This is a genomic window from Photorhabdus sp. P32, from assembly GCF_038085095.1.
GTDB classification, from domain to species: domain Bacteria; phylum Pseudomonadota; class Gammaproteobacteria; order Enterobacterales; family Enterobacteriaceae; genus Photorhabdus; species Photorhabdus luminescens.
The window spans coordinates 1-22,735 of sequence record NZ_JAZGJN010000264.1; the positions used below are offsets into that span (position 1 = coordinate 1).

A 22,735-nucleotide genomic window follows, 5' to 3' on the forward strand; every position below is an offset into this window, starting at 1 on the left:
CGCTGTGGGTCAGGTTGTTTTCCACAAACGGTTTCAGGTTCTGCTGATAGAAGGCATCCAGCGTGCCGCCGGGGCGGAAGAACCGCTCGAACTCACTGAGCGGCACATCCTGGGTGGCTTCCGGGTTGAACGGATAACGCCCGGCCAGGTAGGTCTGGTACTGTCTGACCACGGTGTCGCTCCATTCGATTTCCAGCGAACTGACGGCTTCCATCATCACCACCCGCCAGGTCTGTTCGGCCAGTTCGCCGACCCAGCGGTTGAGCGGCGCCGGCAGGTTTTTCGCCAGTTGCTGCACGTCGAAAATCGGGTCGCTGTTATTCTGTTCAAGCCGCTGCTGAACGGCGTTCAGGGCGGCTTTACCCGGTACCGGCGCGTTCTGAATGGCCAGCAGGTAACGATGCAGCGCCACCAGTTTCTGGTAAACCTCCTGTAATGTGCTGTTTTTGTCGCCGTATTCCACCAGCACCGCGGTTTCCGGCGCGAATTCCCGGTTAATACGCACCAACAGGCGGTAATCCGGGGCATCACGTAACTGCTGCTGTTCTTTGGCCGGCAGCGTCTCGTTAATCACCGGCAGACGGGTGTTGTCGCTGAGGATTTGCAGGGCGCGGCTGATGGGCTGTTCGCCGCTGATGACCTGTTCAATGGCGCTGATGGCCTGCGGGATATCGGTAAAATCACGAATATCCAGATTGTTCATGGCCCCGCGCCAGGTGGCCGTGTAGTCCCCCAGGTACTGCTCGGTGATTTGTCGCTGGATTTCTTGGCGGTCGGTGTCGCTGTACTGCACGTTGTGCGACAGGTTCAGGACCCAGCTGTCCATGACCGTGAGGTCGATCAGCTGGTCGTCCTGTTTGACGAAGTAGTTGTTCAGGCCGTTTATCGTCAGGAACTGCGGGATAATCAGTTGCCTGTCATTATTGGCAATAAAGAGGCTGTCAAAGCTCGGGCCGATCTGGTCGCGCAGGTTAAGGGGCGGCGGCAGCGAATCCTGCGCTTTAATGCGCAGGTTCTGATAGACGCGCTGATAAATAGAGAGCTGACTCAGTTCTTTCTCGGCCTGCATGAGCGGCAGTTTGAAAGGCGCAAAGCTGCTGATGGCGGCCTGATCGCCCGCCTCCCGCGCGGCCCGCCAGTCGGTGTGGTCCAGGGCATAGTCCAGGTGAGTCAGTAACTGCGCCTGTAACGGCCGCTGACCGTTAAAGGCCCGACTCCAGCGCGTCCGCATATATTGCTCGACCAGCGCTTTATTGCGGCCGCTGCCGTCTTCCAGCATCCGCATGATGCGCAGGACGGCCAGTTTTTCTTCGCTGCCTTTCGGCGCCCGGTTCAGGTCGTCCAGCAGGCCGTTCATTAAGGCGGGCAGGAAGCGCTGAGACAGCAGTTGCAGGTAGGTGTTTTCCACATACGGGCCGATATCCGCGCCCTGATAGAGCCCCATATCCGCCAGCAGCCCTTTATGATGGTAATCCCCGTAGGCCAGCGTCGCCTCGCGGATAGGATTGAGCAGGGGCAGCTGTAAATTCCCGTTACGGTCTTCGCCTTTGGGCGGCGGAACCGACAGGAAGGTTCTGGCCTGCGTCAGCACCTCGTCCCCTGCCCGGTAGTTTTTCTGATAGTCGTGGTGCCAGCCGGTCCACAGGGCCAGCAATACCCCGGCGCCCGTCGTGGCAAAGGTCAGGAGTTTGCGGCGGTTGCGGCTTAACCACAGGCGGTTTTCCGCCGCCAGATTCGGTTCGGCCAGCAGGACCTCTTCAAACAGCGCGTGGGTGAAGTAGGGGACGGTATCCGCCGCCGGCCAGGTGGGAAAGGCCTGCGGCCCCAGGTGATACTGCGCCGCGGCAGACTGGGTAAACATGTCATCCATCTGGCCGATTTGTTTAGACGAGGTGAGATAAACGCCTCGCAGGCCGGGCTGTGCCGGGCCGCCGTTGTAGAGAATGCCCTCCAGCAACGGGACCAGATAGCTGTGCAGCCCCTGTATCTGGCGGGTGAAACTGAACAGCGGGCTGCGCTGACTGCCGTCCACGTTGTTGAGCATCATGTCCGGCATGGCCGCGTTGAGCTGTTGCATCCACTGGCGCCAGAACTGCGCCAGTTCAGTGCGCCAGCTTTGCTCATCCTGCGCATTCAGGCTGAAGGTGACGCCCAGGATCTGTGCGCGCTGTGGTCTGTCCAGCGACTGAAAGGCGGCGCTGAAACCGTGCAGCCGATCGAGTTTGGTCAGCACCAGATAGAAAGGCAGATGATGATGCAGGGTTAAGCGCAGATCCTGTAGGCGCAGGTGAAGCGCGGCAATAACCCGTTCCCGCTGTTCTTTGTCGTCGGTCAGTAAGCGGTGAGTATCCACGGTCAGAATAATGCCGTTAAGGGGCTGGCGCTGACGGTTTTCGGTCAGCCAGGCGAGCAGCGCCTGCCACAGGCGGCCGGGGAGCTGGGGTTTACTGGTGTCCGGCGGCGATATCTGGTCGATAAGGAAGCCGTCCGGGTCAATGATGACGGCTTTCTCCCCCAGCCAGCAGCGCAGATGCAGCGCCTCTTCCCCGGTCAGGGCGTCCGGCGCGGCAATGTCAGTCAGCCGGTAACCTTCCTGAATCAGGGCGGTTTTGCCGCTGCCGGTGTTCCCCATCACCAGGTACCAGGGGCGCTGGTAGAGATAATCCCAGGTCCCCAGATGGCGTTGCAGCTGGGCTTTCCAGTGATGGAGATAACTGTCCTGACGGGCGATATCGGCCTGTACCGGATCGACGGTTTTCAGTTCCACGTCCAGTTTGAGTTTTTCAAGCTGGCGCAGACGGCGCCAGATTTTCATGCCGACAACGCTCAGGGCCAGCAGGAGGAGGATAACCGTCGCCAGCCAGCGGGCAGACAGGGTTTCCAGCGGGTGAGTCTGTTTAAACTGCCAGCCGGGTCCCCACCACCATACCCAGATGAGGGCGATACAGGGCAGGAGGGCCAATATCAGCGAGGCGGCGGCTTTCAGTGGCGGCAGACGCGGCATCGCCGGTTTTTTGATATTTTTTAGCAGCAGAGAAAGCCAGTTCATGGGTTAACGCTCCTGTTTGCCGTCGTGGCCGTTGAGGGGGCGGTCATCGCGGCTTTTTCTGCCAGTACCGCCAGCAGGCTGGGTTCCCAATGGGAGAGCGACAGGTGTTGCCCTGCCTGGAGCAGATGCCGGTAATGTTGTTGCGCCAGCGCATTCATTCCCGCCTGCTCAAGTAACTGGGCCGTCAGCAGTTGACTGTAGAAGTGATCCCGGGGTTCGGTCAGGTGTTGCTGATGTTGCTCCGCGGCGTTGAGCGCGGCTTCCAGTCCGTGTTGCTGAAAACAGTGCCAGATAGCGTCCTGCTCCTGAGCGGCGCCGTTGTTGACGGTCGCCGCCGCCGGGGGATGCAGCCAGTTCAGCGTGGCGTCTGAGATAAACGGGCTCATATCGGAGAAAGACAGGCGCTGTAAAACCGGCAGACGGTCAAGAAAGGCCCGGAGTTCATCGCGAATAGCGTCAGCCACGGCGTGGTAACCCAGTTTCTCGGCGGCCTGAGCCGCGAGAGCGTGCCCGTCAAGCCAGTAAGGGGCCAGTGTCAGACTCTGTTCTATCTGTTGCAGCAGGGATTTATCCGCCGCCGGGAGTTTCGCCAGATACTCTGCGGTACGGTCTGCCGACGTCGGCGCCAGCGGTGTTTTGCCTGCGCCGTTCGCCATCGGCGCCGTGGTCAGTGTGTACCAGATTGCATAACGACGCAGACGGTAACCCACAGGGGAATCAGACTGGCGTTCACATATCAGGTCGGCCACGGTCAAGAGCGTCTGTTTCCAGGCTTTTTCACTGGAACTGTCTACGGTGACATCCGGTATGGGGGGGGATGTCGATGCTGAAGTGTTTGCGGATTGTGCCGTCGTTTCTGTCGATTCAGCCGGCGCGGCAGCCGGTTTTGGCTCAGGTTTACGGGCATAGCGGGGGCGTAACTGGTCGATCTCTTTAGCCAGTGCTGGTTCATCGGTATGCCAGCATTGCGCCAGATGAGCCAGTGCGCCCTGTGCCTCTTCTCGCTGAGTCTCATCCGCCTGTTCGCAGAAGCCGGGTTGCGCAGAGTCAAAACGTTTAATCACCTGTTGTGCCAGGCGGCGCTTGAGCAATGGTTTTTGTGGCCAGGCTGTCTGCCAGTAATGTTGGATGTAATCGGCTAATAGCTCCATTGCCAGGATGAGTTCAGCGGGATTACTGCCGTGTTGCAGTGTCCGCAATAAATGCGCCATCAGTCTGAAATCTTTGCTTTTTTCGCTGAATAATTGCAGCGCCTGACGCTGGATCTCTTCAATATTAATGCTGGAATGGGCCAGTGATCCCAGCTTAACCATCTCCCCGTCAATATATTCCCAGGCGGGTTCGTTTTCATCTAGCTCCCGGCTGATGAGCTCATCCGATAGAGGTGTCAGCAGGAGACCCTGCCAGTCAAATTGTTTCCTGATATCCATTGGGATCACCAGCGACAGGCGGAGCGTAAGGGTTTCACCGCCTGTTCCAGTTGAGAAATGTTGAATGTCATACGGTTTCCGTTGCTGGTTTTGATGGTCAGGGTTTTTCCTGTCATCAGTCGTTTTAGTTCTTCAATGCCCGGTAGTCCACGGCTGGATTCCAGCAGGTAGCCGTTTTCGCGTAAGAACCAGTCAGCACTGAATTGGGTGATTTCCGTCGAAATCATCACAGTGCCATTATCTTGGGGTTTAGCCAGGGCAATTTGTATTCGGGTAATGTTATCGATACAACTCAGCATCAGTACTGGACGTGGTGGTGGAACACCAATCGCGGGTGTGGTCAGTATGACGCGAGTCGGTATGCTTTCAGATTGGGTGGTGATAAAACCGGTTGAATGGTCAGTGCGTTTCATCTCCTGTTCCATTGCCTGTTTCCAGACAGGGCCAGTTTTTTCTAACGGGATAACGGCAATATTATCCAGTTTATCCAATAGACGGTCATAGCAATCGAGTCTGACCAACGGTGACGATTCTGCCCGGCATTGCAACAAAGCAGGTAGTGAAGGTGCTGTTGTGGTTTCCTGAGCTGGCTGAATATCCGGTTTGCCTGTCAGAGAGGCGATTAATGAACTGACCAGTAACAGAAAACTCATAATTTACACCTGTATTTCGCCAGTTTGTAAGTCAGTGTACGGGGCGCAATACCCAAGCTTGCGGCAATTTGTTTGGTGTTATTGCCATAAATATGTTGGCGTTGTATCAGTACTGCACATTCGAACTCTTCGAGTGCCTGAGGTAAATTGTCGATTTTGCTGTAATCGTGAGAGACACTGGCGGATGTTTTGTTTTCTGCGGTGGTGCTTAACGAAGCCAGCAGCTCATCAAGCTGTTTTTCTTTCTGGCGTTGTGTCTGAAAAACTTGGCGGATCTGGCGCAATTGTGTGCGCAGTTGTTCCAGTTCCTGCAATTTTTTCAATCGGTGTTGCATGACATGGCAGTAGATGTAAAACATGTTGCTATCGTCAGCAAAACGATGGACATCTTTGGCGAAAATAGCAATCACGCCACACGCTTGCCCGTTGCAATTAAACAACGGGATAGCATGTAGGCCGCAGTGATTAGGCAGTTCTTCGACGAAGAGGCGAAAGTTTCTATTGTCTATTCGTACCCCTTGATTGAGTGAGCCCCAAGTTGTGGGGGTACCTTTATACAATATTTGTACCAGTGGATGGTTGATATCACCGATATTGACATCCAGTTGCAGCGCGCTTATTTGGTTTGGCGCTGGCAGCCGGTAGCATTCCAGACGGTTTTCATTCACGTTAAGCAGAGAGACCAGCAAGGCGTCAAAACGCTGGCGTTGGTGATTCACCTGGAGAAAGTGATGAACCAGTTGCTCGATAGAGTCATTTTCCAGTAACGCTAATGCGCTTTTCAGCCGTTGTTTCATGGTATCTCCTCAACCACCGCGTTGAATTGATGGTCGTTAACGGTTAGCTGGATGGTGCTGATCTGCTTGCTGGCAGCCATTTTTTGCAACAACAGCAGAGATAACGGCGGCAATAAAGCGCCATCAATGATCGATTCCAGCATGCGGGCGCCATTTTCAGCCCGGGTTGCTCGTTGCAGTATCTCTTCAACCACATCATCACTAAGGGTAACTTCGGCATTGAAGCGTTGACGCAATAGGCTATCGAGGCGCGCCAGTTTGCCCTGAATAATGGTTTTCAGGGTGTCGTATCCCAACGGTAGATAAGGAACTACTTCCATTCGCGCTAGTAATGCTGGTTTGAAGAAAGCCGCCAGTTCAGGATAAAGCAGGTCATTCATCTCTTCTGGTTTATCGGCATTATCGACGATAGTTTGATAGCCCAGGTTGGAGGTTAAAAAGAAGACCACATTTTTACAGTCAATAACTCGGCCTTCCCCATCGGCTAACTCACCTTTATCGAAAGCTTGGTAGAACAGGTTCAGTACATCAGGATGGGCTTTTTCCACTTCATCAAGCAGGACGACGGAATAAGGTTTCTGGCGAATAGCTTCGGTGAGTACACCACCTTCCCCATATCCAACATAGCCTGGAGGGGAACCAATCAGGCGGGAAACCGTGTGTTTTTCCTGAAATTCCGACATATTGATAGTGGTCAGATATTGGCGTCCACCAAACATTAATTCCGCAATCTGTAAAACGGTTTCGGTTTTACCAACACCACTTGGTCCTACCAACAAGAAGGCGCCCAATGGACGACCGGGACGGCGCAGGTCGGCTCTGGCAGTCAACAAATGTTGATGCAGGCATTTGATAGCAAGATCTTGTCCTTTTATGCTTTGTCCCAAATGAGTTGGCAGTTCAGTCACCACGGAGAGTTCACTTTGTGACAGGCGATTAAGTGGTACGCCAGTCCATTCAGCGATAACCGCCGCAATCTGGTTCTTATCTACATGAGGAGAAACGAGCGTTTGTTGTTGCTGTAATTGTTCCAACTGCTCATTAAGTTCAGCCAATTGTGCAATCAACTCTTCAGTTGTTATCTCTGCCGATGTTTCGCTTTTTTCTGCTTGGTTGGTTAATTCTGTTTCGTCGGTTAATAGCTGACGGCGTAGTTCAATAATTTGTTGAACCAATTGCTGTTGTTGCTGCCAACTGGCTTCTAGTTCAGCCAATTTCTCCGTGGTTTCTTGCTGTTGTTGCCGCAGTTCATCCAGTCTATCAATGTGCTGATTGAGTCCCATACGCTGTTCCCTTGCCAGCACGTCTGATTCCATTTGCTGCTGATGCAGTTGGTTTTTCAGGGCAGAAATTTGGCGCGGAGGTGAAGTCAAGTTGATGGCGACTCGGGCACAAGCGGTATCCAGCACATCAATAGCTTTGTCTGGTAACTGGCGTCCAGAGAGGTAACGATCGCTTAATACCGCGGAGGCTTTTAGCGCTTCATCATCGATTAATACGCCATGAGAGTGTTCATAGATTGCCCGCAGGCCACGCATAATAATGATGGCTTCTTCCGCAGTCGGTTCGGCCACTTTAACGAGTTGAAAACGGCGGGAGAGGGCCGCATCTTTTTCGAAATATTTTTTGTATTCGCCCCAAGTGGTTGCAGCGATTGTTTTCAACTCACCACGTGCCAGAGCAGGTTTTAGTAGGTTGGAGATATCCAGTCCGCCTTGTTGATTACCTGCGCCAATCAGGGTATGAGCTTCATCGATGAATAGAATAATCGGTACGGATGACTGATTTATTTCATTCATAATGCCTTTGAAACGTTTTTCAAATTCACCTTTTACCGCTGCACCCGCCTGTAATGCCCCCAGATCCAACGTCATCAATTCACTGTTACGCAGTTTTTCCGGTACTCGGTTGTCGATAATGCGCAGAGCCAACCCTTCAATAAGCGCACTTTTACCGACGCCTGCTTCACCCACCACAATCGGGTTATTTTTACGGCGACGGCAGAGAATATCGATCATCAGGTCGATTTCTCTATCACGGCATAGAACAGGATCGAGTTTTCCCTGACGAGCTTGTTCTGTCATATTTTGAGTAAAACGAGCGAGCAGGCTATCACTGCTGGCGGTAGCTTTGCCTTGCCCGTTTTTATCGCTTTCCATAACTGGTTGTTCGGCAGAACCCGCTGTCCATTGGGCAAAATTCTGACGTAACAATTCGCGGTTTATTCCCGATAAAAGACGTGCCGATTGTGGCGTCAGGTAGCGTAACGGGCTGAACAGCAAGGTCATCAGCATGACGCCGCTGCGTAATTCCTGATGTTGCATCTCAGTCGATGCTAACAGCCAGCTATCCTGTAACCACTCCACCAGCATTGGAGAGAAGTTAGGATAAGCCTGAACCATTGCTTGATGGTGAGGGATCATCTGATCAAGTTGTTCTTTCAGTAGATCACTATCCACTTCTGCTTGATTGAAGATCGCTCTGACATCACTAAGAGGCGTGTTGATCATTTGCAGTAGTAACTGAGAAACAGTGATCTCAGGTTGTTGCTGGCTGACACACTGCGCTGCTGCTGCTTCTAGAGCGTGCCGAGTCATCGGATTTAAGCGATTAACTAATGTAGGTAGATCAATCTGAATCATCGGTTCTTTCCTAGCTCAGTAAGTTATTTAGCTGTTGTAAGATGTTCTGGGTTTGGTTATGCAGACGGATAGCGTAGAAGCCATAAATTACGGCGAGCAGTGCAGTTCCGCTCCAAAACAGGTGTTTGATGGTCAGACGCTTACCTAAGCGATAGCGATCACCACGCTCATTGGCGTTACTGTGGAGAATGATGGGGGGAGCTTCGCCCCGTAGTGCATGCAGTTGTTGGTGTAATCGACGGAATAAACGCTCAAAATCATCACTTTTCTGCGAAGCAACTTTATAGCGACCACGGTAGCCAAGGCAAAAGCAGAGATAGATAAACTCCAGCAGATGTTGATAGCGCTGAGATTCGCCCATCAAACGATCCAGCAGCAGAAAGACTTTTTCACCACCCCAGGTTTCGTTGTGGAATTGAACCAACAGTGATTGTTGCAACCAGCCGTTCTGACTGTTCCAGCCATGCCCCAGTGCGGTTTCATCAATGAAGGTACAGAGCATATAGCGGAAAGAGACAATCGCGCCTGGTTCATAACCTTTGGTTTGTAGAAGTTGTTCGATTGCCTGGATATCAGTAACGACTTGTTGATAAAGTTGGTCCGGCAATGGCTGATCGCCCATATCTTTTAGACGCATGACCATACCAAGCAACGGTGTGGCGGCATCGATCATTGGGTTTAAGCTTTCTCCGCGCAGCGGTAACTGATACTGACGATGTGGCGTCGTATCCATTTCCGTCTGCATCAGAATGGCGTTATCATTCATGGCTTCGGTTTTCATTAGGCGCTCCCATTCCTAACCGCCCAGAATTGCATGTCTAATCCTGGGAATTCTCCCGAAACGTGAAAGGCGATGGAGTTACCTTTTAGAATGTCTTTCCATGCGTCGCCTTGTTGATCAAGCCGGAAATAGGTGTAACCAGCATGGTAAGGCAACTGACGTGGGGCTGAGGGAAGTGCAACGAGCGCGACGGCAGGTAACTGGATGCTGACCATTTCGCGGATCCTTTCAGCCGATGTCACTTTAGTCTGTTTAGCAAACTGGCGGAGTAATTGATCATGTGGAACCTGTGCGCGGATTGCCAGAATAAATTCCGCGTTCGTTAAGACATTACGGTCATGGACGTGCGCTACCCGGATACCATTGGCTTGAGTTTGTAGCTTAATCGGAATCGCTCGCGGGGTCAGCACAACGCCCATTGCTTCGCGCATGATGACCATGACTTCCTCGAATGTTTCAGTCAGATTGTCGTGTTTGTAAATCGGCACATTGCCGACCTGACGGGATTCATGAGTGAATGTTCTCAGTTCACCACAGGTTTGGATCAACTGAATGAAAAAATCTTGTGGATGTAAAATGGCTTGTCCTGCGTAGTGGGTAAACCACGGCTGAACTCGGTTAACTAGTTGGAGCATCATAAATTCAGCAACATCAGCGACTCCTTGCTGTCCGGGAGAACCAATCTGGTTAGCGAGTGATCTACCTCGTTCTGTCATCGCCCTATCCACTTCATCCATATAATTTTTTAATTGAGTGGAGACCCTGATGGATGTACAGGTTGGTACGAAATCGTCATTCAGCATGATAGTTCCGGTAGGAAGCTTTTCTCTTATCTGGCATAGCGGTAGTACGGAAAAAGCGCTGAGATCTTCTGAACCTTGTTTCAAAATCGGCGTCAGTTGTGCCAGCATGACTTGGCTGATATCACCGCCATCTGTATGCAGGTCACGGATATCTTCCATATGTTCACGGTAGCGCACAGCTCCTGCATGATTGGATTCTGAATGAGAGATTTCGTTGAGAATATCGTTGGCTATTGGCAGTGCCAGATAGATATCTTTACTGTTGTTCTCATGAATATTCACAACATCAAGTGGTTGAGGAGTCGCATCCTGATGAGGAATTGAGAACACTGTGCCATCTGGCATGATACCGCTGGCCTCGATGATACCGATGCGCCCCAGAGCGAGAAGGTCTGCGTCGAGTGTCAAGGAACTGAAGCCATAACTATAGCTGGTTAAGGACGTCAAGCGACTGTGAGCTAAATAGTCATTATGTTTTTGTTGTTGCTGAAAGTGTTGTGGCTTGATGAATAATCCTTCGCGCCAAATCACCCGATTCTTACCTGGCATAGTTATTGTTCCTCTTTTCTAAGTTCAACTTCGTTCGCTCTGATGTGCACCAGAATGTTGTATTGCTGTCCTGTGTCTTTCACACGGATGACCTTTTTCCATTCGGATTGATTAATATCGGCATAGCGAACGATAACGCCGATGTAACGGCTATTTTTTTCCAGCGGGATGACTGTCAGTGGTTTGTATTGCCCCGGCAATAAGGTGTAATCCTGATGGTCGATATAATTTTTTCCCAGCGCTTTATCCAGCTTGTCACTCGCCAGTTGGTCATAATCAGCAGCAAGTAGACGGGAATCTTCACTGAGATAGAGCAGATGCATTTCAACCGGAGTGGCTTCTCCATTTTTATTAGGGTTGATATCAGGTTCTGCCAGCAAAGTGATCGCGACGGTAGAAGGTAAGTTCGCAGGTTGACCAACAGGAGTTGATGGGTCCCAGACTACCTGTCCGACTTTCTTCGTTGCCTGCCATGCGCCGTTACAACCGCTTAACATTAGCGCTGCCAGCAAGACAAACCATACGGTATAACTACCGGACCATGAGATATTACTGCCGGAGCGCTTCATTACTGGCTATCCTCTAGACCTTGACGCAGAGCACGGTCATAAGCTTGTTCATAGACTTCACCGAACAGTTTTTCGAACCCTTGCTGGCGACTGGAAGCCAGTTCTCGGTAGTAACTGGTGTACATTTCCCATGCCCAGGTTGCATCTTTTTCCTGCGTCTCATTACTGCGGCGGTACTGGGAGAAACGACTCAGTAGATGTTCCGGTGAGAAAGCATCCAGCATGATGTTCAAGGCGGCAGTGATCGCAATCCGGTTAGCCTGGTAGTGTAATTGCAAGTTATGTAAGCTTTCAGCGACAGCGGAGGGGGCAGAGAGATGTACTGGACTTTTTTGATCCGCAAACATCACTTGCATAGTGGTGTTGTAATCCATGTTCAGTCGTAGCGGATTATCTTCAATAGGTCGCAATTGTTTATCTCGCAGCCCATGTTGTGTACTCTGTAATACCAGCAAACCTTCAATGGCCGCTTTCATGGTTTTACCCATTTCTTCCAGAAAGTCGTTTGCCTGTTGGCTGTTATGCAAAGGCAATTGTGTGTTCAACCCTCGCATCAGAGGGGTGATAGCAACATGTTGCTGTTCCATGTCCTGAAACTGTTCATTAAAAGGCGAAGAGATACCGGGTAAATCAACAAAATCCTGATCCATAGCATTGCCTCTGTTATCTAAGAGGGAAGAGAAAAATAATGGGGCCTGGGAACGGCCTTGTTGCAGACTGCGGTCTACCTCGTTATCCACTGGTGTCTGGCTCAGTGTGGTCAGATTTTCGCTATCGAGAACCTTGAGCGGATCATGGCTGAAATCATGCTTGATCGTGGTTGCTAAAAGACTATGATCGGTGAAATCGGTATCCTGAACGGGATCTTTCTCCATCATGGCGTCCAGTGGATTGCTGTAGCTGGAGACCAGTGATTCCGGTGGTACTGTCATGGGATCAGTCCGATCTGCGTCGGAAAAACTGATATAGCTTTTGATGACGAGTTTACCGATAGTGATTTCATCCGCTTGTTGCAGGCGGATGAAATCAGCGCCAGAAGTCAGGGGTGACTGATTCACAAACAGGGGGCCAGCGATCATTTGTAAGCAGAATGCGCCATCACGCCACTGGATAGTAAATTGTGACGGATTGATATTACCCTTTTGATCTTGAACGGACCAAAGATGGCTCTCACTGCTGCCGACTGTGCCGCCTTGAGTAGAGAATAGGCAGCTAGCCGCTTTGCCGCTTTCCAGTTGATCGCTGTTGATCACTCGTAATGAGAGAGTTGGCTGTTGTTTTTCCATCGTCTTTATCCACTCACTGAAATCGTGATAAAGGGTTTCTTTTCCGGCTCGCCGAGAAAGCTGGTCCACCCCAGGTTATTGTTTAGTTTCGTACCAAGTACCATGCCGCCTGCCTGGTTTTCAGCCAAGCCAAGACGCAAATCCCAGGCCAATTGATCACGCAGGACAAAACAGAGAAACATCACTAGTGGCAGGAAATTCTTGCCGTCCGGGAGAAATGACAAGAAATGTTCACGGGAGAGATTGTTGATGCATAATGTGAATTTACTATTGCAGCTTCTTACCCATGAACCGAGGAAAAAATTTTTTCCTATTACAGACTGTTCAATCTTTGGTTTCCGACCCTTTATTTTCAGCATTCCACCCAAGCGATTTTGTTGCGATGGCTCGATAGCGATTTTTCTGATCTGCCAGCCATGTACCGTAACGTCCGGTAGATCAAAACAGTGTGAAACCAGGCTGCATATCACTTCTGGCGATCGACCGGGGCTAGCTAACAGGCCGGCATAGGCTAGCATTTTGCTGTGATTGATATTTAAATGAGAACGGTTAACATCGCTGCCAAGCCCCACCAGAGCGAACATACGTTGAGAAAAATCGTCTTGTCCGTTTTTGTCAAAACAGATGTAATAACGGTATTTCCGCCAGATCTGATGAAGCATGACAATTGAACGGTGATTAAAAACATTAAGAAAATTAGTCAGTTGGTTTTCATCTTGAGCTTCTTCCCATGCCAACGAATCAAGGTAATAACCTGGCATAGGCGATTGGCTGCCATGCAGTCCAAGAAAGGAGATTTCCACTTGGAAACGCCCCTCCTTAGAACGCCTTACAGAGACAACATCTCTAGTTGGAAAAGCCAAGCTGGCACTGGATTTAAATCGAATTGCTTCACGGTCTGGGCGGTTAGTTTGCCCGGTTTTTTCCCACGCTACCGCCAATTGGTTGAGTAATTCGACCAATTGATAAAAGTTATACCTTGATACATCTAGTGTTTGATTTTCTGACGAGTTTTCACTCGTTACATCAACGCATGTTGACCTGTCTGTTCCGGCCATTGATAACATTCCTGATTATCTAAATTGATCACCTTCAACATGTGGAAGGAGTTAACGCTGGCATATAAGGCAAAGAAGCGTGACAGTATGTTACAAAACAGATAGAGCTCACCTTCAGAGCTGAAAGCCTGTTGTCGGATATACAATGTTGATTCTAGTCCGCGTACCGGTAGCCCTTTAAATAGACGATCTATTGGTTTTGTTTCAATCCGTTCGATTGCATCCAGCCGTTTTTGTGATGATCGTGATGACTGCCGGTTATACAGACTAGGAAGATCATAAGTACGCAATACCTGTTTCAGTGCGTCTTTATCCAGTAATGTCATATAATTCAGTGACATATTAGAAATGAGTGACCAGTGGAATTTACCGCTCATCAGTGGATAAAGTGGAACAGACGGACGGGTTATGTTGCGGAATGGCGCAAGTGACGGGTTTCCCTCTAAAGCGTAATTAATATCACCTACCCGTAGTTGCAGTGGTAGTTCACGGTTGGTGCAAGTCAGTCGAATAGAGACATTTTCCTCACTTAATAGCAGTTGAGATTCATCACCACGGACAAAAGAGATGTAGTGTTCAAGCCCTTTGCGAAATGGGGACTCCTTGATTCTGATACGAAAATAGCGAGTATTCAGTTCGCTTTCGTGTTCGATTTGATGATGAAAACTTTCAAATGGCACATAAGACCGCCTACCATCATGGCTTTGTTTAGGTTTACCATCAGGCCCAACTAGCCAGCTTTCTACTTTATCAATGGAGAAAATATCGTAGCGATCAGGATGGCTGTAACTCGCTTTTAATGGATATTCAGACTGACCGCCATTTAGCTGAATAACTTCACCGTCCATTGGAAAGAGATTGATTGCCGGAACACAATGCAGCCGAAAAGTATCCTGACGGATTTTGATTTCTGGCGGCAGCGCTTCTGAGAAATAGAGATTCAGTGTGAAATCTGTGGCTTTAAGATTTGTCGGTAACTTAGGAAAACCCGTAACATCGAAAAATAAAAAACCTTCAGAAAAACAGAAGTACTCTTGTAAGACGCGATAACCCATATAGGCATTTTTCGGGTAAGGCAATAGGGCGTCTTCCCGATTAAAACCTACTGGAACGAAGTCGAAATCCGGTAATGGAATCGTGGTATCGCCTACGACAAGTTTTGCATCCTCAAGGTAGTAACTGAGCCAAAAATAGAGTTGTGTACTGCTATAATCATCGCCGCTTAGATAAAAACGCAGCTTATCAAGTTGTAGTTCCTGTAAGTTAAGTTCTGTTTTTGAGGTGAAATTCAGACCGATGACACCTTGTTCGTTACTGTTATTGACCGAAATGTCCCGGATAGACATTGGAAACAGCCAAACATCGCGGCATAAGGTGAAAGTACAGCGATGGCCTTGCTCTGTTTTTTGAGTATTAGTCTTGCTTAAGTAAGTATCTTCATTCTCATCATCTTCGCTATCATCCGCCAGTGGACGGCTCTTGATTTGAGTTCCGCGCTTAATTTGTGTAGCTTGCGTGGTGGCGCTATCTTCAGGGTTATATTGGATAATGGTCATGCTAGGCGTTGGCCGTAGGTAATTTGGCCATAACATGTGCAACAATCCATGAGTGAGTTCAGGGAATTCATCATCAATTTTTGCCCGCAAGTTACCCGCGAGAAAGGCAAATCCTTCTAGCAGACGCTCAACATCCGGGTCAGAGCCTTGTTCAGACAAAAATGAGGCGAGGTGAGGATGTTCAATTGCGGCTTGTCGCCCCAATTGCCTAATGTAATCCAATTCCTCTCTAAAATATTTTTCAAGTGACATTTTATTGAGTCCTCTCTAGGCAATAACGCCGGTTGTTATCCAGTTGAATGTTAAATTCAACAACGTCATGAATATCATCCAGGGATACCTGGGCGCTGATGTGAAAACGTAACAACAGCGGATCACTATCATCGTGGATTGCATTGACAGTGACTGACGATATTCTCGGTTCATAATTTCTGATGCAGTGCTCTATTGCCTGTTCAATACTTTGTTTAAAGTCAGTTGCCGTGGTTGTGGCGTCATTGAGATCAATGACGCCAAGATCAGCCGCACTCTGACAGGCGCCTGGATGTGTATTAAGAACATGATTCAGGTGCCGTTTTATGGAGTTGAGTAGCTCACGCATTCTTGATTGGCGGGAAGAACCGGAGCTCTTCCCCTGAATACGCTCGAACAAGCTGGCAGAGCCTTCTCTATTCCAACTGTACAGCGCAGCCATGATTCATTACTCCTTATCCAAACGCCCTACTAGTGACAACTCAAAGCTGGCTCCCATATATTTAAAATGAGGGCGAACTTGCATTGCCACTTGATACCAACCTGGATCTCCTTCCACATCCAAAACCTGAATTTGGGCAGAACGCAGGGGGCGACGACTACGGACATCTGTTGGTGGATTTTCCTGATCAGCAATGTACTGTTTCAGCCAAGTGTTCAGTTCACGCTCCAAATCCTGACGTTCTTTCCAGGAACCAATCTGCTCGCGCTGTAGCACTTTGATGTAGTGCGCAAGGCGGTTGATGATGAACATATAGGGCAGTTGAGTACCCAGTTTGTAGTTGGTTTCAGCCATTTTCCCTTCTCGAGTATTGGGGAAAACTTTTGGCTTCTGGACTGAGTTGGCAGAGAAGAACGCGGCGTTGTCACTGCCTTTACGCATCGTCAGGGTGATAAAGCCCTCTTCCGCCAATTCGAATTCACGACGATCGGTAACCAAAACTTCTGTTGGGATCTTGGCTTGGATCTGACCCATTGCTTCGAACAGATGAACCGGTAGATCGCTGACAGTACCTCCGCTTTGCGGGCCGATAATGTTCGGACACCAGCGATATTTGGCGAAGCTGTCAGTTAAACAAGTTGCCAGCAGATAAGCGGTATTACCCCATAGGAAATGTTCGTGATCTTTGCTGACATCTTCCTGATAGTTAAAGTTTTTAATTGGGTTTTCGACGGTTGAATAAGGTAGACGCAACAGGAAGCGTGGCGCTGTCAGACCGAGATAACGCGCATCCTCCGATTCACGCAGCGAACGCCATTTAGTGTGTGCCGGACCTTCGAAGACAGATTTCAGATCCTTAATCGCGGGTAACTCGGTAAAACTGCTGATACCAAAGAAATCAGGCGCAACGGAAGAGAGGAATGGCGCGTGAGCCATTGCGCCAACCGCGCTGACGTATTGCATCAGTTTGATATCGGGTGAGCTATTGCTGAATGCATAGTTACCGATGACCGCAGCAACCGGTTCGCCGCCAAACTGACCATAACCTGTTGAGTAAACGTGTTTGTATAAACCTGATTGGATGATTTCTGGTGAAAATTCGAAATCTTCCAGTAACTCTTCTTTGGTCGCATGGATGATGTTGATTTTGATGTTTTCACGGAAATCGGTGCGATCAACCAGCAATTTCAGTGAACGCCATGATGATTCCAGTTCCTGGAACTCTTTGGCATGCATAATTTCATCGACTTGAGCGCTGAGTGTCTTATCAAGCTCAACAATCATTCTATCAACGACAAGTTTGTTGACAGGTTCTTCGCTAGTACCGGTATCCAAAATGCTGCTGATAAAAGCGGCAACACCCTGTTTTGCGATATGGTAGCCATCATTTTCCGGCGTCATTCTTGCCTGAGACATAATCTCGTCAAGCAAAGAGGTAGTGGACCCTGGGGTTAATGTTGTACTGCTCTCTTCATGCAAGGACATGTTAAAAACTCCTTTTTAGTCAATTACTTTTGATTGACGATTTCAAGCTCTTTTAGAAGTTGTTCGCGGACTTTTTCATCACCCAATAATTCCTGTAAGCGGGTGCGGAATGCCGGAATATTTCCTAATGGCCCTTTTAGTGCGACAAGCGCCTCACGCAGTTCTAAAAGTTTATTTAATTCAGGTACTTTCTTCGCGACGTTATCGGGTGAGAAGTCATTGAGCGATTTTATTTCTAGGTTAATTGGCAGGTCATCTCCGCTATTATCATTGAGACGATTGGGGACACTAAAGGTGAGATTGATATTGGCTTCATTCATCACGGCATTAAAGTTATTCTTATGCACAGAAACAGTTTGCCGTTCTTCAATTGGCGTATCTTCTTTTGTTCCTTTGAGATCACCAACAATAAGCAGGTTAAGGGGTAATTCAATTTCGGCTACTTGATCACCGGTATTCGGAACGTATTTGATATTAATCCTTTCTTTTGGCGCTACGCTACCTGAACTATTTTTACTCATATTAAAATCCTTTGGGTAATACAATTAGGCAATTAGGAATTATCTGATAACAATATTGATGAGAGAGTTGCCCTTGATACCTACCTATATGTGATGGAGAACATAAAATTCTCCCAGATTGAGAAACGGGAGATTCACTGCATTGAATTGGATAGTAAGCTGACTTTCTGTGAGCATATAGATAAATTCGAAATTCAGAATATTCTTACTCATCGAGCAATAGCATCAATATAGAGCGCTCTGCAAGGCAGAGTGTCTCATTTTGTTTTTTTATTGTAAAGCTAAAATATATGTGAATATACCTGTCTATTCAACCTTTTGATGGTTTTATTTTATTTGGCAATAAGTTACGCTTTGACGCTTTATTGATCTATTTCTTAATTAAAGTACTCTATGTAGGTATAGAATATGGCATAGAAATGATTTTTTGTTTCATTATGTAACAAAGTATTTCTAGATGTATTTTTGTTTACATCTTAGAATTACTTTCAGATTGAAAATATTAGTTTTGTTATTAACTGGGCGGATTGGTTTGTTTTTTTGATCTAGTTCTCAATTTTTAATTGACCAAAATATAATTTAGGTTTGAGTTGTTAAAGTTGTTATATTTCATATAGATATATAATTTTTTCTTTAAATTAAATGCGTGTTGGCAGTTAATTGTGCTGTAAATAAAGCTAATTCTAAAGCCATTTTTTCAAAACGGCATTAATTATAATATTTTTATTTGTTAGTGATGGGTTAAAAATTTTGCAATTTAGATTTTATTTTGAAACGAGCTGGTTGGTATTTATTATCGTTTTGGCGTTCAATGTAGTTATAAGTGATCTTTCCCAAGATGAAATAATCACTATTGAAATTAATATGAACGTTGCCTTAATGTTGACTCAATCTCTATAAAGGATATTTTTATGCCAACTCCATGTTATATTTCCATCACCGGAAAAACACAGGGCAATATTACTGCGGGTTCATTCACTGCTGAATCAGTGGGTAATATTTACGTACAGGGCCATGAAGATGAAATGCTGGTTCAAGCATTTGATCACGTCGTTACCGTACCGACTGACCCTCAATCAGGTCAGCCTTCAGGTCAGCGTGCTCATAAACCATTCCGTTTTACAGTTGCATTAAATAAATCTGTTCCATTGCTTTATAACGCATTGGCTTCGGGTGAAATGCTGACGAGTGTAGTATTGAAATGGTATCGCACTTCTGTTGAAGGGAAACAAGAGCATTTCTTCACGACGCAGTTGGAAGATGCCACTATTATCGACATTGATTGCAATATGCCTCATTGTCAGGACCCAACAAAAGCTGAATTTACTCAGTTGGTTCGTGTTTCTTTGTCTTATCGTAAGATTAATTGGGAACATACAACCGCAGGGACTTCCGGCGCAGATGATTGGCGTGCACCTATTGTTGCCTGATAGGTAATATAATCATTCAGCCAATGAAATATCTCTTCATTGGCTGAAAAGCTTAATTTTTCTCTATTTTAAGTTGAAGATTTTTAATAACTGTCTTCAACTTCTTTCAGCTTTTTTGATTTTTTTCTTCCTTCCCCTTTAATTTTTTACACGTACTATTTAACGATATTACTTAATTGTTCAGGTAATTCTTATATCACTTTTACTATCTTTCCTTTTGATTATTTTTTCATAGTAAGTGTTAACATTTTTTAGCCTTGTTTCTGATTAGTGATTTGGTAAACACCAACATAAGGACTTGTATATCTAAGTGATCGTTTAATCTCTTTTTTAATTTCGTAACTTTTACTTATTGGTTGTTCGTAAGTATTACTTATGATTATCAGTGAAAATATAGATAGCATCACTTGCTTAAATATCACATTGCATTCGGACAGAATTTTCTACTTATCCTAAATTTTAATTAATATCACAGAGCTTTCAGGGGAGGAAGTTCAGCAGTCTGCCATTTTTATCATTAATAGGGCTATAATAGAGCCTTACCATCTGTCTCATCTACTGGGATGGGTTTCTAGTTGTCAGGCACTCCATCTGACAATCAACCTATTCTCTGCTCTGGGGTCTGAACTTAATGTTAAGTTATCGTCACAGTTTTCATGCCGGTAATCATGCTGATGTGCTGAAACACACGGTACAAAGCTTGATCATTGAATCTCTCAAAGAAAAAGAAAAACCTTTTCTCTATCTGGATACACATGCCGGTGCGGGCCGCTATCAACTTGGTAGTGAACATGCTGAACGTACTGGTGAATATCTGGAAGGGATTGCCCGCGTCTGGCAGCGTGAAGATTTGCCGCAGGAATTAAACGCTTATATGAGTGCAGTAGCTGCATTGAATAAAGGTAGCCACCTACGTTATTACCCAGGATCGCCTTTAATTGCCCGCCATTTGTTACGGCAGGATGATAAGTTCAGTCTGACAGAACTGCATCCGAGCGACTTTCCCTTAATACGTAATGAATTCTCCCGTGATAACCGTGCTAGAGTTGTGCGTGAAGATGGTTATCAGCAATTAAAATCACAATTGCCGCCACTGAGTCGCCGCGGATTTATTCTTATTGATCCACCTTATGAACTGAAATCGGATTATCAGGCTGTTATACAAGCAATTCAGGAAGGTTATAAACGTTTTGCAACCGGTGTTTATGCGTTGTGGTATCCGGTGGTATTACGCCAGCACGTCAAACGACTGGTTAAAGAGCTGGAAGCAACGGGCATTCGCCGTATTCTACAAATTGAGTTGGCTGTCCGGCCTGATAGCGATCAACGAGGAATGACTGCTTCTGGCATGATCGTGATTAACCCGCCTTGGAAACTGGAACAGCAGATGAAATCGGTGTTGCCGTGGTTACATCAGGTTCTGGTGCCGGAAGGCATTGGTCACACTGTGGTTAAATGGGTTGTTCCAGAATAGCTTTTAACAATGGCAGCGAGAGCCAGAACCATCATGCCTGCTTGATATTTTTTGCCATAATAGGCTTTGGGTATTAACTCCCTTGAACTGATTAGATGGAAACAATCCAGAATGAGCAAACATTACGACTATATAGCAATTGGTGGTGGCAGTGGTGGCATAGCATCAATTAACCGTGCGGCTATGTACGGGCAGAAATGCGCCCTGATTGAAGCTAAAGCACTGGGTGGAACTTGCGTCAATGTGGGCTGTGTGCCGAAGAAAGTGATGTGGCATGCGGCGCAAATTGCAGAATCTATTCACCAATATGGGCCAGATTATGGCTTTGATACGACAGTCAACCACTTTAACTGGAAGACTCTGATTGCTAGTCGCACTGCTTATATCGATCGTATCCACCAGTCTTATGAACGTGGCTTGGGTAACAATAACGTTGATGTGATCCAAGGGTTTGCCCGTTTTGTTGATGCGCATACTGTTGAAGTGGATGGTGAAAAAATCACCGCAGATCATATTCTGATTGCGACAGGTGGCCGTCCTGTGCGGCCTGATATACCAGGATCAGAATATGGTATTGATTCTGATGGTTTTTTTGCATTGGAAGAGATGCCAAAACGGGTGGCGGTTGTTGGCGCAGGCTATATTGCCGTGGAAATTGCCGGTGTATTGCATGCACTTGGTAGTGAAACCCATCTATTTGTGCGTCAACATGCACCGTTGCGCTCTTTTGATCCGATGATTGTTGAAACACTCTTGGACATTATCAATACCGAAGGGCCTACTTTGCATACAGAATCGGTGCCAAAATCAGTAAGTAAAAATGCGGATGGTAGCCTGACCTTGCAACTACAAAACGGTAAACAGCAAACCGTTGATACTCTAATCTGGGCTATTGGCCGTGAACCCGCAACAGGTAACTTGAATCTGTCTGTCACCGGTGTTGAGTTGGATGAAAAAGGTTACATCAGAGTTGATAAGTACCAGAACACGAATGTGAAAGGTATTTATGCAGTAGGTGATAACACCGGTGCGGTGGAATTAACTCCCGTTGCGGTTGCAGCAGGCCGTCGCTTGTCTGAGCGCCTGTTTAACAATAAACCGGAAGAACATCTGGACTACACCAATATTCCAACCGTCGTATTCAGCCATCCGCCTATTGGCACTGTAGGGCTGACAGAACCTCAGGCGAAAGAGCAATTTGGTGAAGAGCAGGTGAAAACTTATCAATCTTCTTTTACCGCGATGTATACCGCTGTCACTCAACATCGCCAGCCATGCCGGATGAAATTGGTATGTGCCGGGCCGGAAGAGAAGATTGTTGGCATTCATGGTATCGGCTTCGGAATGGATGAAATGCTGCAAGGTTTTGCTGTTGCATTGAAGATGGGGGCAACGAAGAAAGATTTTGATAACACGGTTGCAATTCATCCCACTGCGGCGGAAGAGTTTGTAACGATGAGGTGATGTTGTTGAACCCTATCGATAACATTTTTCTAAAGGCCGATTTCATTCGGCCTTTCTTTATATCACTCTCTCTCATCAGAGGTAGGTGTAAGGATTCGTACACAAGCGCATGAAATGCACGGAAGCGCATATTGCTTGCTGATCGTTCAATATGAGTAAGCAAACTACCAACGTAATATACCTAATAGATTTCGAGTTGCAGCGAGGCGGCAAGTGAACGAATCCCCAGGAGCATAGATAACTATGTGACTGGGGTGAGTGAAAGCAGCCAACAAAGCAGCAGCTTGAAAGATGAAGGGTATAGATGTTTAAAGATTTGCCTGGGATTTACCTCGATGGATATTGGAGAGGCTCTATCAACTCTTTAGTAAAAACTGACGAAAGATCACAATATGCTTGCTTTTTACACAATGATTCTGTGGGAGTAGGCTATGATAATACGGTGATGTTGTTGAAAATCTGCTTATATGTAGTTTTAAATTCTGGAAAATATC

The 22,735-nt window shown here is 47.3% G+C and carries 17 protein-coding genes; 3 read left to right on the top strand and 14 right to left on the bottom strand.

Annotated features, from left to right (window positions below; all coding sequences use genetic code 11):
• The 14 genes from tssM to tssB form a co-directional block, all read right to left on the bottom strand.
• Positions 1-3,049: type VI secretion system membrane subunit TssM (tssM, locus tag V2H77_RS12185; RefSeq protein ID WP_341498999.1), on the bottom strand; the 3,049-nt coding region annotated here is incomplete at its 3' end.
• A complete protein-coding gene (tssA, locus tag V2H77_RS12190; RefSeq protein ID WP_341499000.1) occupies positions 3,046-4,479 on the bottom strand; it encodes a type VI secretion system protein TssA in 1,434 nt (477 codons plus the stop codon). The genes tssM and tssA, both read right to left, overlap by 4 nt.
• 5 nt (positions 4,480-4,484) lie before the next feature.
• The gene (vasI, locus tag V2H77_RS12195) at positions 4,485-5,132 is read right to left on the bottom strand and encodes a type VI secretion system-associated protein VasI (RefSeq protein WP_341499001.1); all 648 of its coding nucleotides are present in this window, start codon (positions 5,130-5,132) and stop codon (positions 4,485-4,487) included.
• The gene (locus tag V2H77_RS12200) at positions 5,129-5,929 is read right to left on the bottom strand and encodes a helix-turn-helix domain-containing protein (RefSeq protein ID WP_341499002.1); all 801 of its coding nucleotides are present in this window, start codon (positions 5,927-5,929) and stop codon (positions 5,129-5,131) included. Before V2H77_RS12200 ends, vasI begins: the two co-directional genes overlap by 4 nt.
• Positions 5,926-8,571, bottom strand: coding sequence for a type VI secretion system ATPase TssH (gene tssH / locus V2H77_RS12205; protein ID WP_341499003.1), 2,646 nt, complete (start codon positions 8,569-8,571; stop codon positions 5,926-5,928). Before tssH ends, V2H77_RS12200 begins: the two co-directional genes overlap by 4 nt.
• Before the next feature lie 10 nt (positions 8,572-8,581).
• Positions 8,582-9,352 (bottom strand): type IVB secretion system protein IcmH/DotU, encoded by a 771-nt coding sequence (gene icmH / locus V2H77_RS12210; protein ID WP_445935487.1) that lies wholly within the window; start codon positions 9,350-9,352, stop codon positions 8,582-8,584.
• Positions 9,352-10,704, bottom strand: coding sequence for a type VI secretion system baseplate subunit TssK (tssK, locus tag V2H77_RS12215; RefSeq protein WP_341499004.1), 1,353 nt, complete (start codon positions 10,702-10,704; stop codon positions 9,352-9,354). The genes icmH and tssK overlap by 1 nt, the downstream gene beginning before the upstream one ends.
• Before the next feature lie 2 nt (positions 10,705-10,706).
• Positions 10,707-11,273, bottom strand: a complete 567-nt coding sequence (tssJ, locus tag V2H77_RS12220) for a type VI secretion system lipoprotein TssJ (protein ID WP_341499005.1) — start codon at positions 11,271-11,273, stop codon at positions 10,707-10,709.
• The gene (gene tagH, locus V2H77_RS12225; protein ID WP_341499006.1) at positions 11,273-12,559 is read right to left on the bottom strand and encodes a type VI secretion system-associated FHA domain protein TagH; all 1,287 of its coding nucleotides are present in this window, start codon (positions 12,557-12,559) and stop codon (positions 11,273-11,275) included. Before tagH ends, tssJ begins: the two co-directional genes overlap by 1 nt.
• 5 nt (positions 12,560-12,564) lie before the next feature.
• Positions 12,565-13,617 carry a type VI secretion system baseplate subunit TssG gene (gene tssG, locus V2H77_RS12230; protein WP_341499007.1) on the bottom strand — a complete coding sequence of 351 codons (1,053 nt, stop codon included), beginning with the start codon at positions 13,615-13,617 and terminating at the stop codon, positions 12,565-12,567.
• Positions 13,581-15,425, bottom strand: a complete 1,845-nt coding sequence (tssF, locus tag V2H77_RS12235; protein ID WP_341499008.1) for a type VI secretion system baseplate subunit TssF — start codon at positions 15,423-15,425, stop codon at positions 13,581-13,583. The genes tssG and tssF overlap by 37 nt, the downstream gene beginning before the upstream one ends.
• 1 nt (position 15,426) lies before the next feature.
• The gene (tssE, locus tag V2H77_RS12240) at positions 15,427-15,867 is read right to left on the bottom strand and encodes a type VI secretion system baseplate subunit TssE (RefSeq protein ID WP_139656228.1); all 441 of its coding nucleotides are present in this window, start codon (positions 15,865-15,867) and stop codon (positions 15,427-15,429) included.
• A gap of 6 nt (positions 15,868-15,873) precedes the next feature.
• Positions 15,874-17,352, bottom strand: coding sequence for a type VI secretion system contractile sheath large subunit (tssC, locus tag V2H77_RS12245; RefSeq protein ID WP_049584119.1), 1,479 nt, complete (start codon positions 17,350-17,352; stop codon positions 15,874-15,876).
• A 23-nt stretch (positions 17,353-17,375) separates the two neighbouring features.
• Entirely contained in the window at positions 17,376-17,873 is a 498-nt protein-coding gene (gene tssB, locus V2H77_RS12250; protein WP_049584120.1) for a type VI secretion system contractile sheath small subunit, read from the bottom strand.
• 911 nt (positions 17,874-18,784) lie between these two features.
• Here tssB and V2H77_RS12255 point away from each other — a divergent pair.
• From V2H77_RS12255 to gorA, 3 genes are all read left to right on the top strand, one after another.
• On the top strand, positions 18,785-19,303 hold the full coding sequence (locus V2H77_RS12255; protein WP_036780207.1) for an Hcp family type VI secretion system effector: 519 nt from the start codon (positions 18,785-18,787) through the stop codon (positions 19,301-19,303).
• 631 nt (positions 19,304-19,934) lie between these two features.
• Positions 19,935-20,777: a 23S rRNA (adenine(2030)-N(6))-methyltransferase RlmJ gene (locus V2H77_RS12260; RefSeq protein WP_341499009.1), complete on the top strand. Its 843-nt coding sequence runs from the start codon at positions 19,935-19,937 to the stop codon at positions 20,775-20,777.
• A 111-nt stretch (positions 20,778-20,888) separates the two neighbouring features.
• Positions 20,889-22,241 carry a glutathione-disulfide reductase gene (gene gorA / locus V2H77_RS12265; RefSeq protein ID WP_341499010.1) on the top strand — a complete coding sequence of 451 codons (1,353 nt, stop codon included), beginning with the start codon at positions 20,889-20,891 and terminating at the stop codon, positions 22,239-22,241.
• Positions 22,242-22,735 lie beyond the last annotated feature (494 nt).

Excerpts from the sequence above, each read along its gene's own strand:
- tagH (WP_341499006.1), bottom strand. The coding sequence starts at position 12,559 with ATGGAAAAACAACAGCCAACTCTCTCATTACGAGTGATCAACAGCGAT.
- tssE (WP_139656228.1), bottom strand. The coding sequence starts at position 15,867 with ATGGCTGCGCTGTACAGTTGGAATAGAGAAGGCTCTGCCAGCTTGTTC.
- V2H77_RS12255 (WP_036780207.1), top strand. The coding sequence starts at position 18,785 with ATGCCAACTCCATGTTATATTTCCATCACCGGAAAAACACAGGGCAAT.
- V2H77_RS12260 (WP_341499009.1), top strand. The coding sequence starts at position 19,935 with ATGTTAAGTTATCGTCACAGTTTTCATGCCGGTAATCATGCTGATGTG.
- tssA (WP_341499000.1), bottom strand. The coding sequence starts at position 4,479 with ATGGATATCAGGAAACAATTTGACTGGCAGGGTCTCCTGCTGACACCT.
- tssH (WP_341499003.1), bottom strand. The coding sequence starts at position 8,571 with ATGATTCAGATTGATCTACCTACATTAGTTAATCGCTTAAATCCGATG.
- tssK (WP_341499004.1), bottom strand. The coding sequence starts at position 10,704 with ATGCCAGGTAAGAATCGGGTGATTTGGCGCGAAGGATTATTCATCAAG.
- icmH (WP_445935487.1), bottom strand. The coding sequence starts at position 9,352 with ATGAAAACCGAAGCCATGAATGATAACGCCATTCTGATGCAGACGGAA.
- tssC (WP_049584119.1), bottom strand. The coding sequence starts at position 17,352 with ATGTCCTTGCATGAAGAGAGCAGTACAACATTAACCCCAGGGTCCACT.
- gorA (WP_341499010.1), top strand. The coding sequence starts at position 20,889 with ATGAGCAAACATTACGACTATATAGCAATTGGTGGTGGCAGTGGTGGC.
- tssG (WP_341499007.1), bottom strand. The coding sequence starts at position 13,617 with ATGGCCGGAACAGACAGGTCAACATGCGTTGATGTAACGAGTGAAAAC.
- tssF (WP_341499008.1), bottom strand. The coding sequence starts at position 15,425 with ATGTCACTTGAAAAATATTTTAGAGAGGAATTGGATTACATTAGGCAA.
- V2H77_RS12200 (WP_341499002.1), bottom strand. The coding sequence starts at position 5,929 with ATGAAACAACGGCTGAAAAGCGCATTAGCGTTACTGGAAAATGACTCT.
- vasI (WP_341499001.1), bottom strand. The coding sequence starts at position 5,132 with ATGAGTTTTCTGTTACTGGTCAGTTCATTAATCGCCTCTCTGACAGGC.
- tssJ (WP_341499005.1), bottom strand. The coding sequence starts at position 11,273 with ATGAAGCGCTCCGGCAGTAATATCTCATGGTCCGGTAGTTATACCGTA.
- tssB (WP_049584120.1), bottom strand. The coding sequence starts at position 17,873 with ATGAGTAAAAATAGTTCAGGTAGCGTAGCGCCAAAAGAAAGGATTAAT.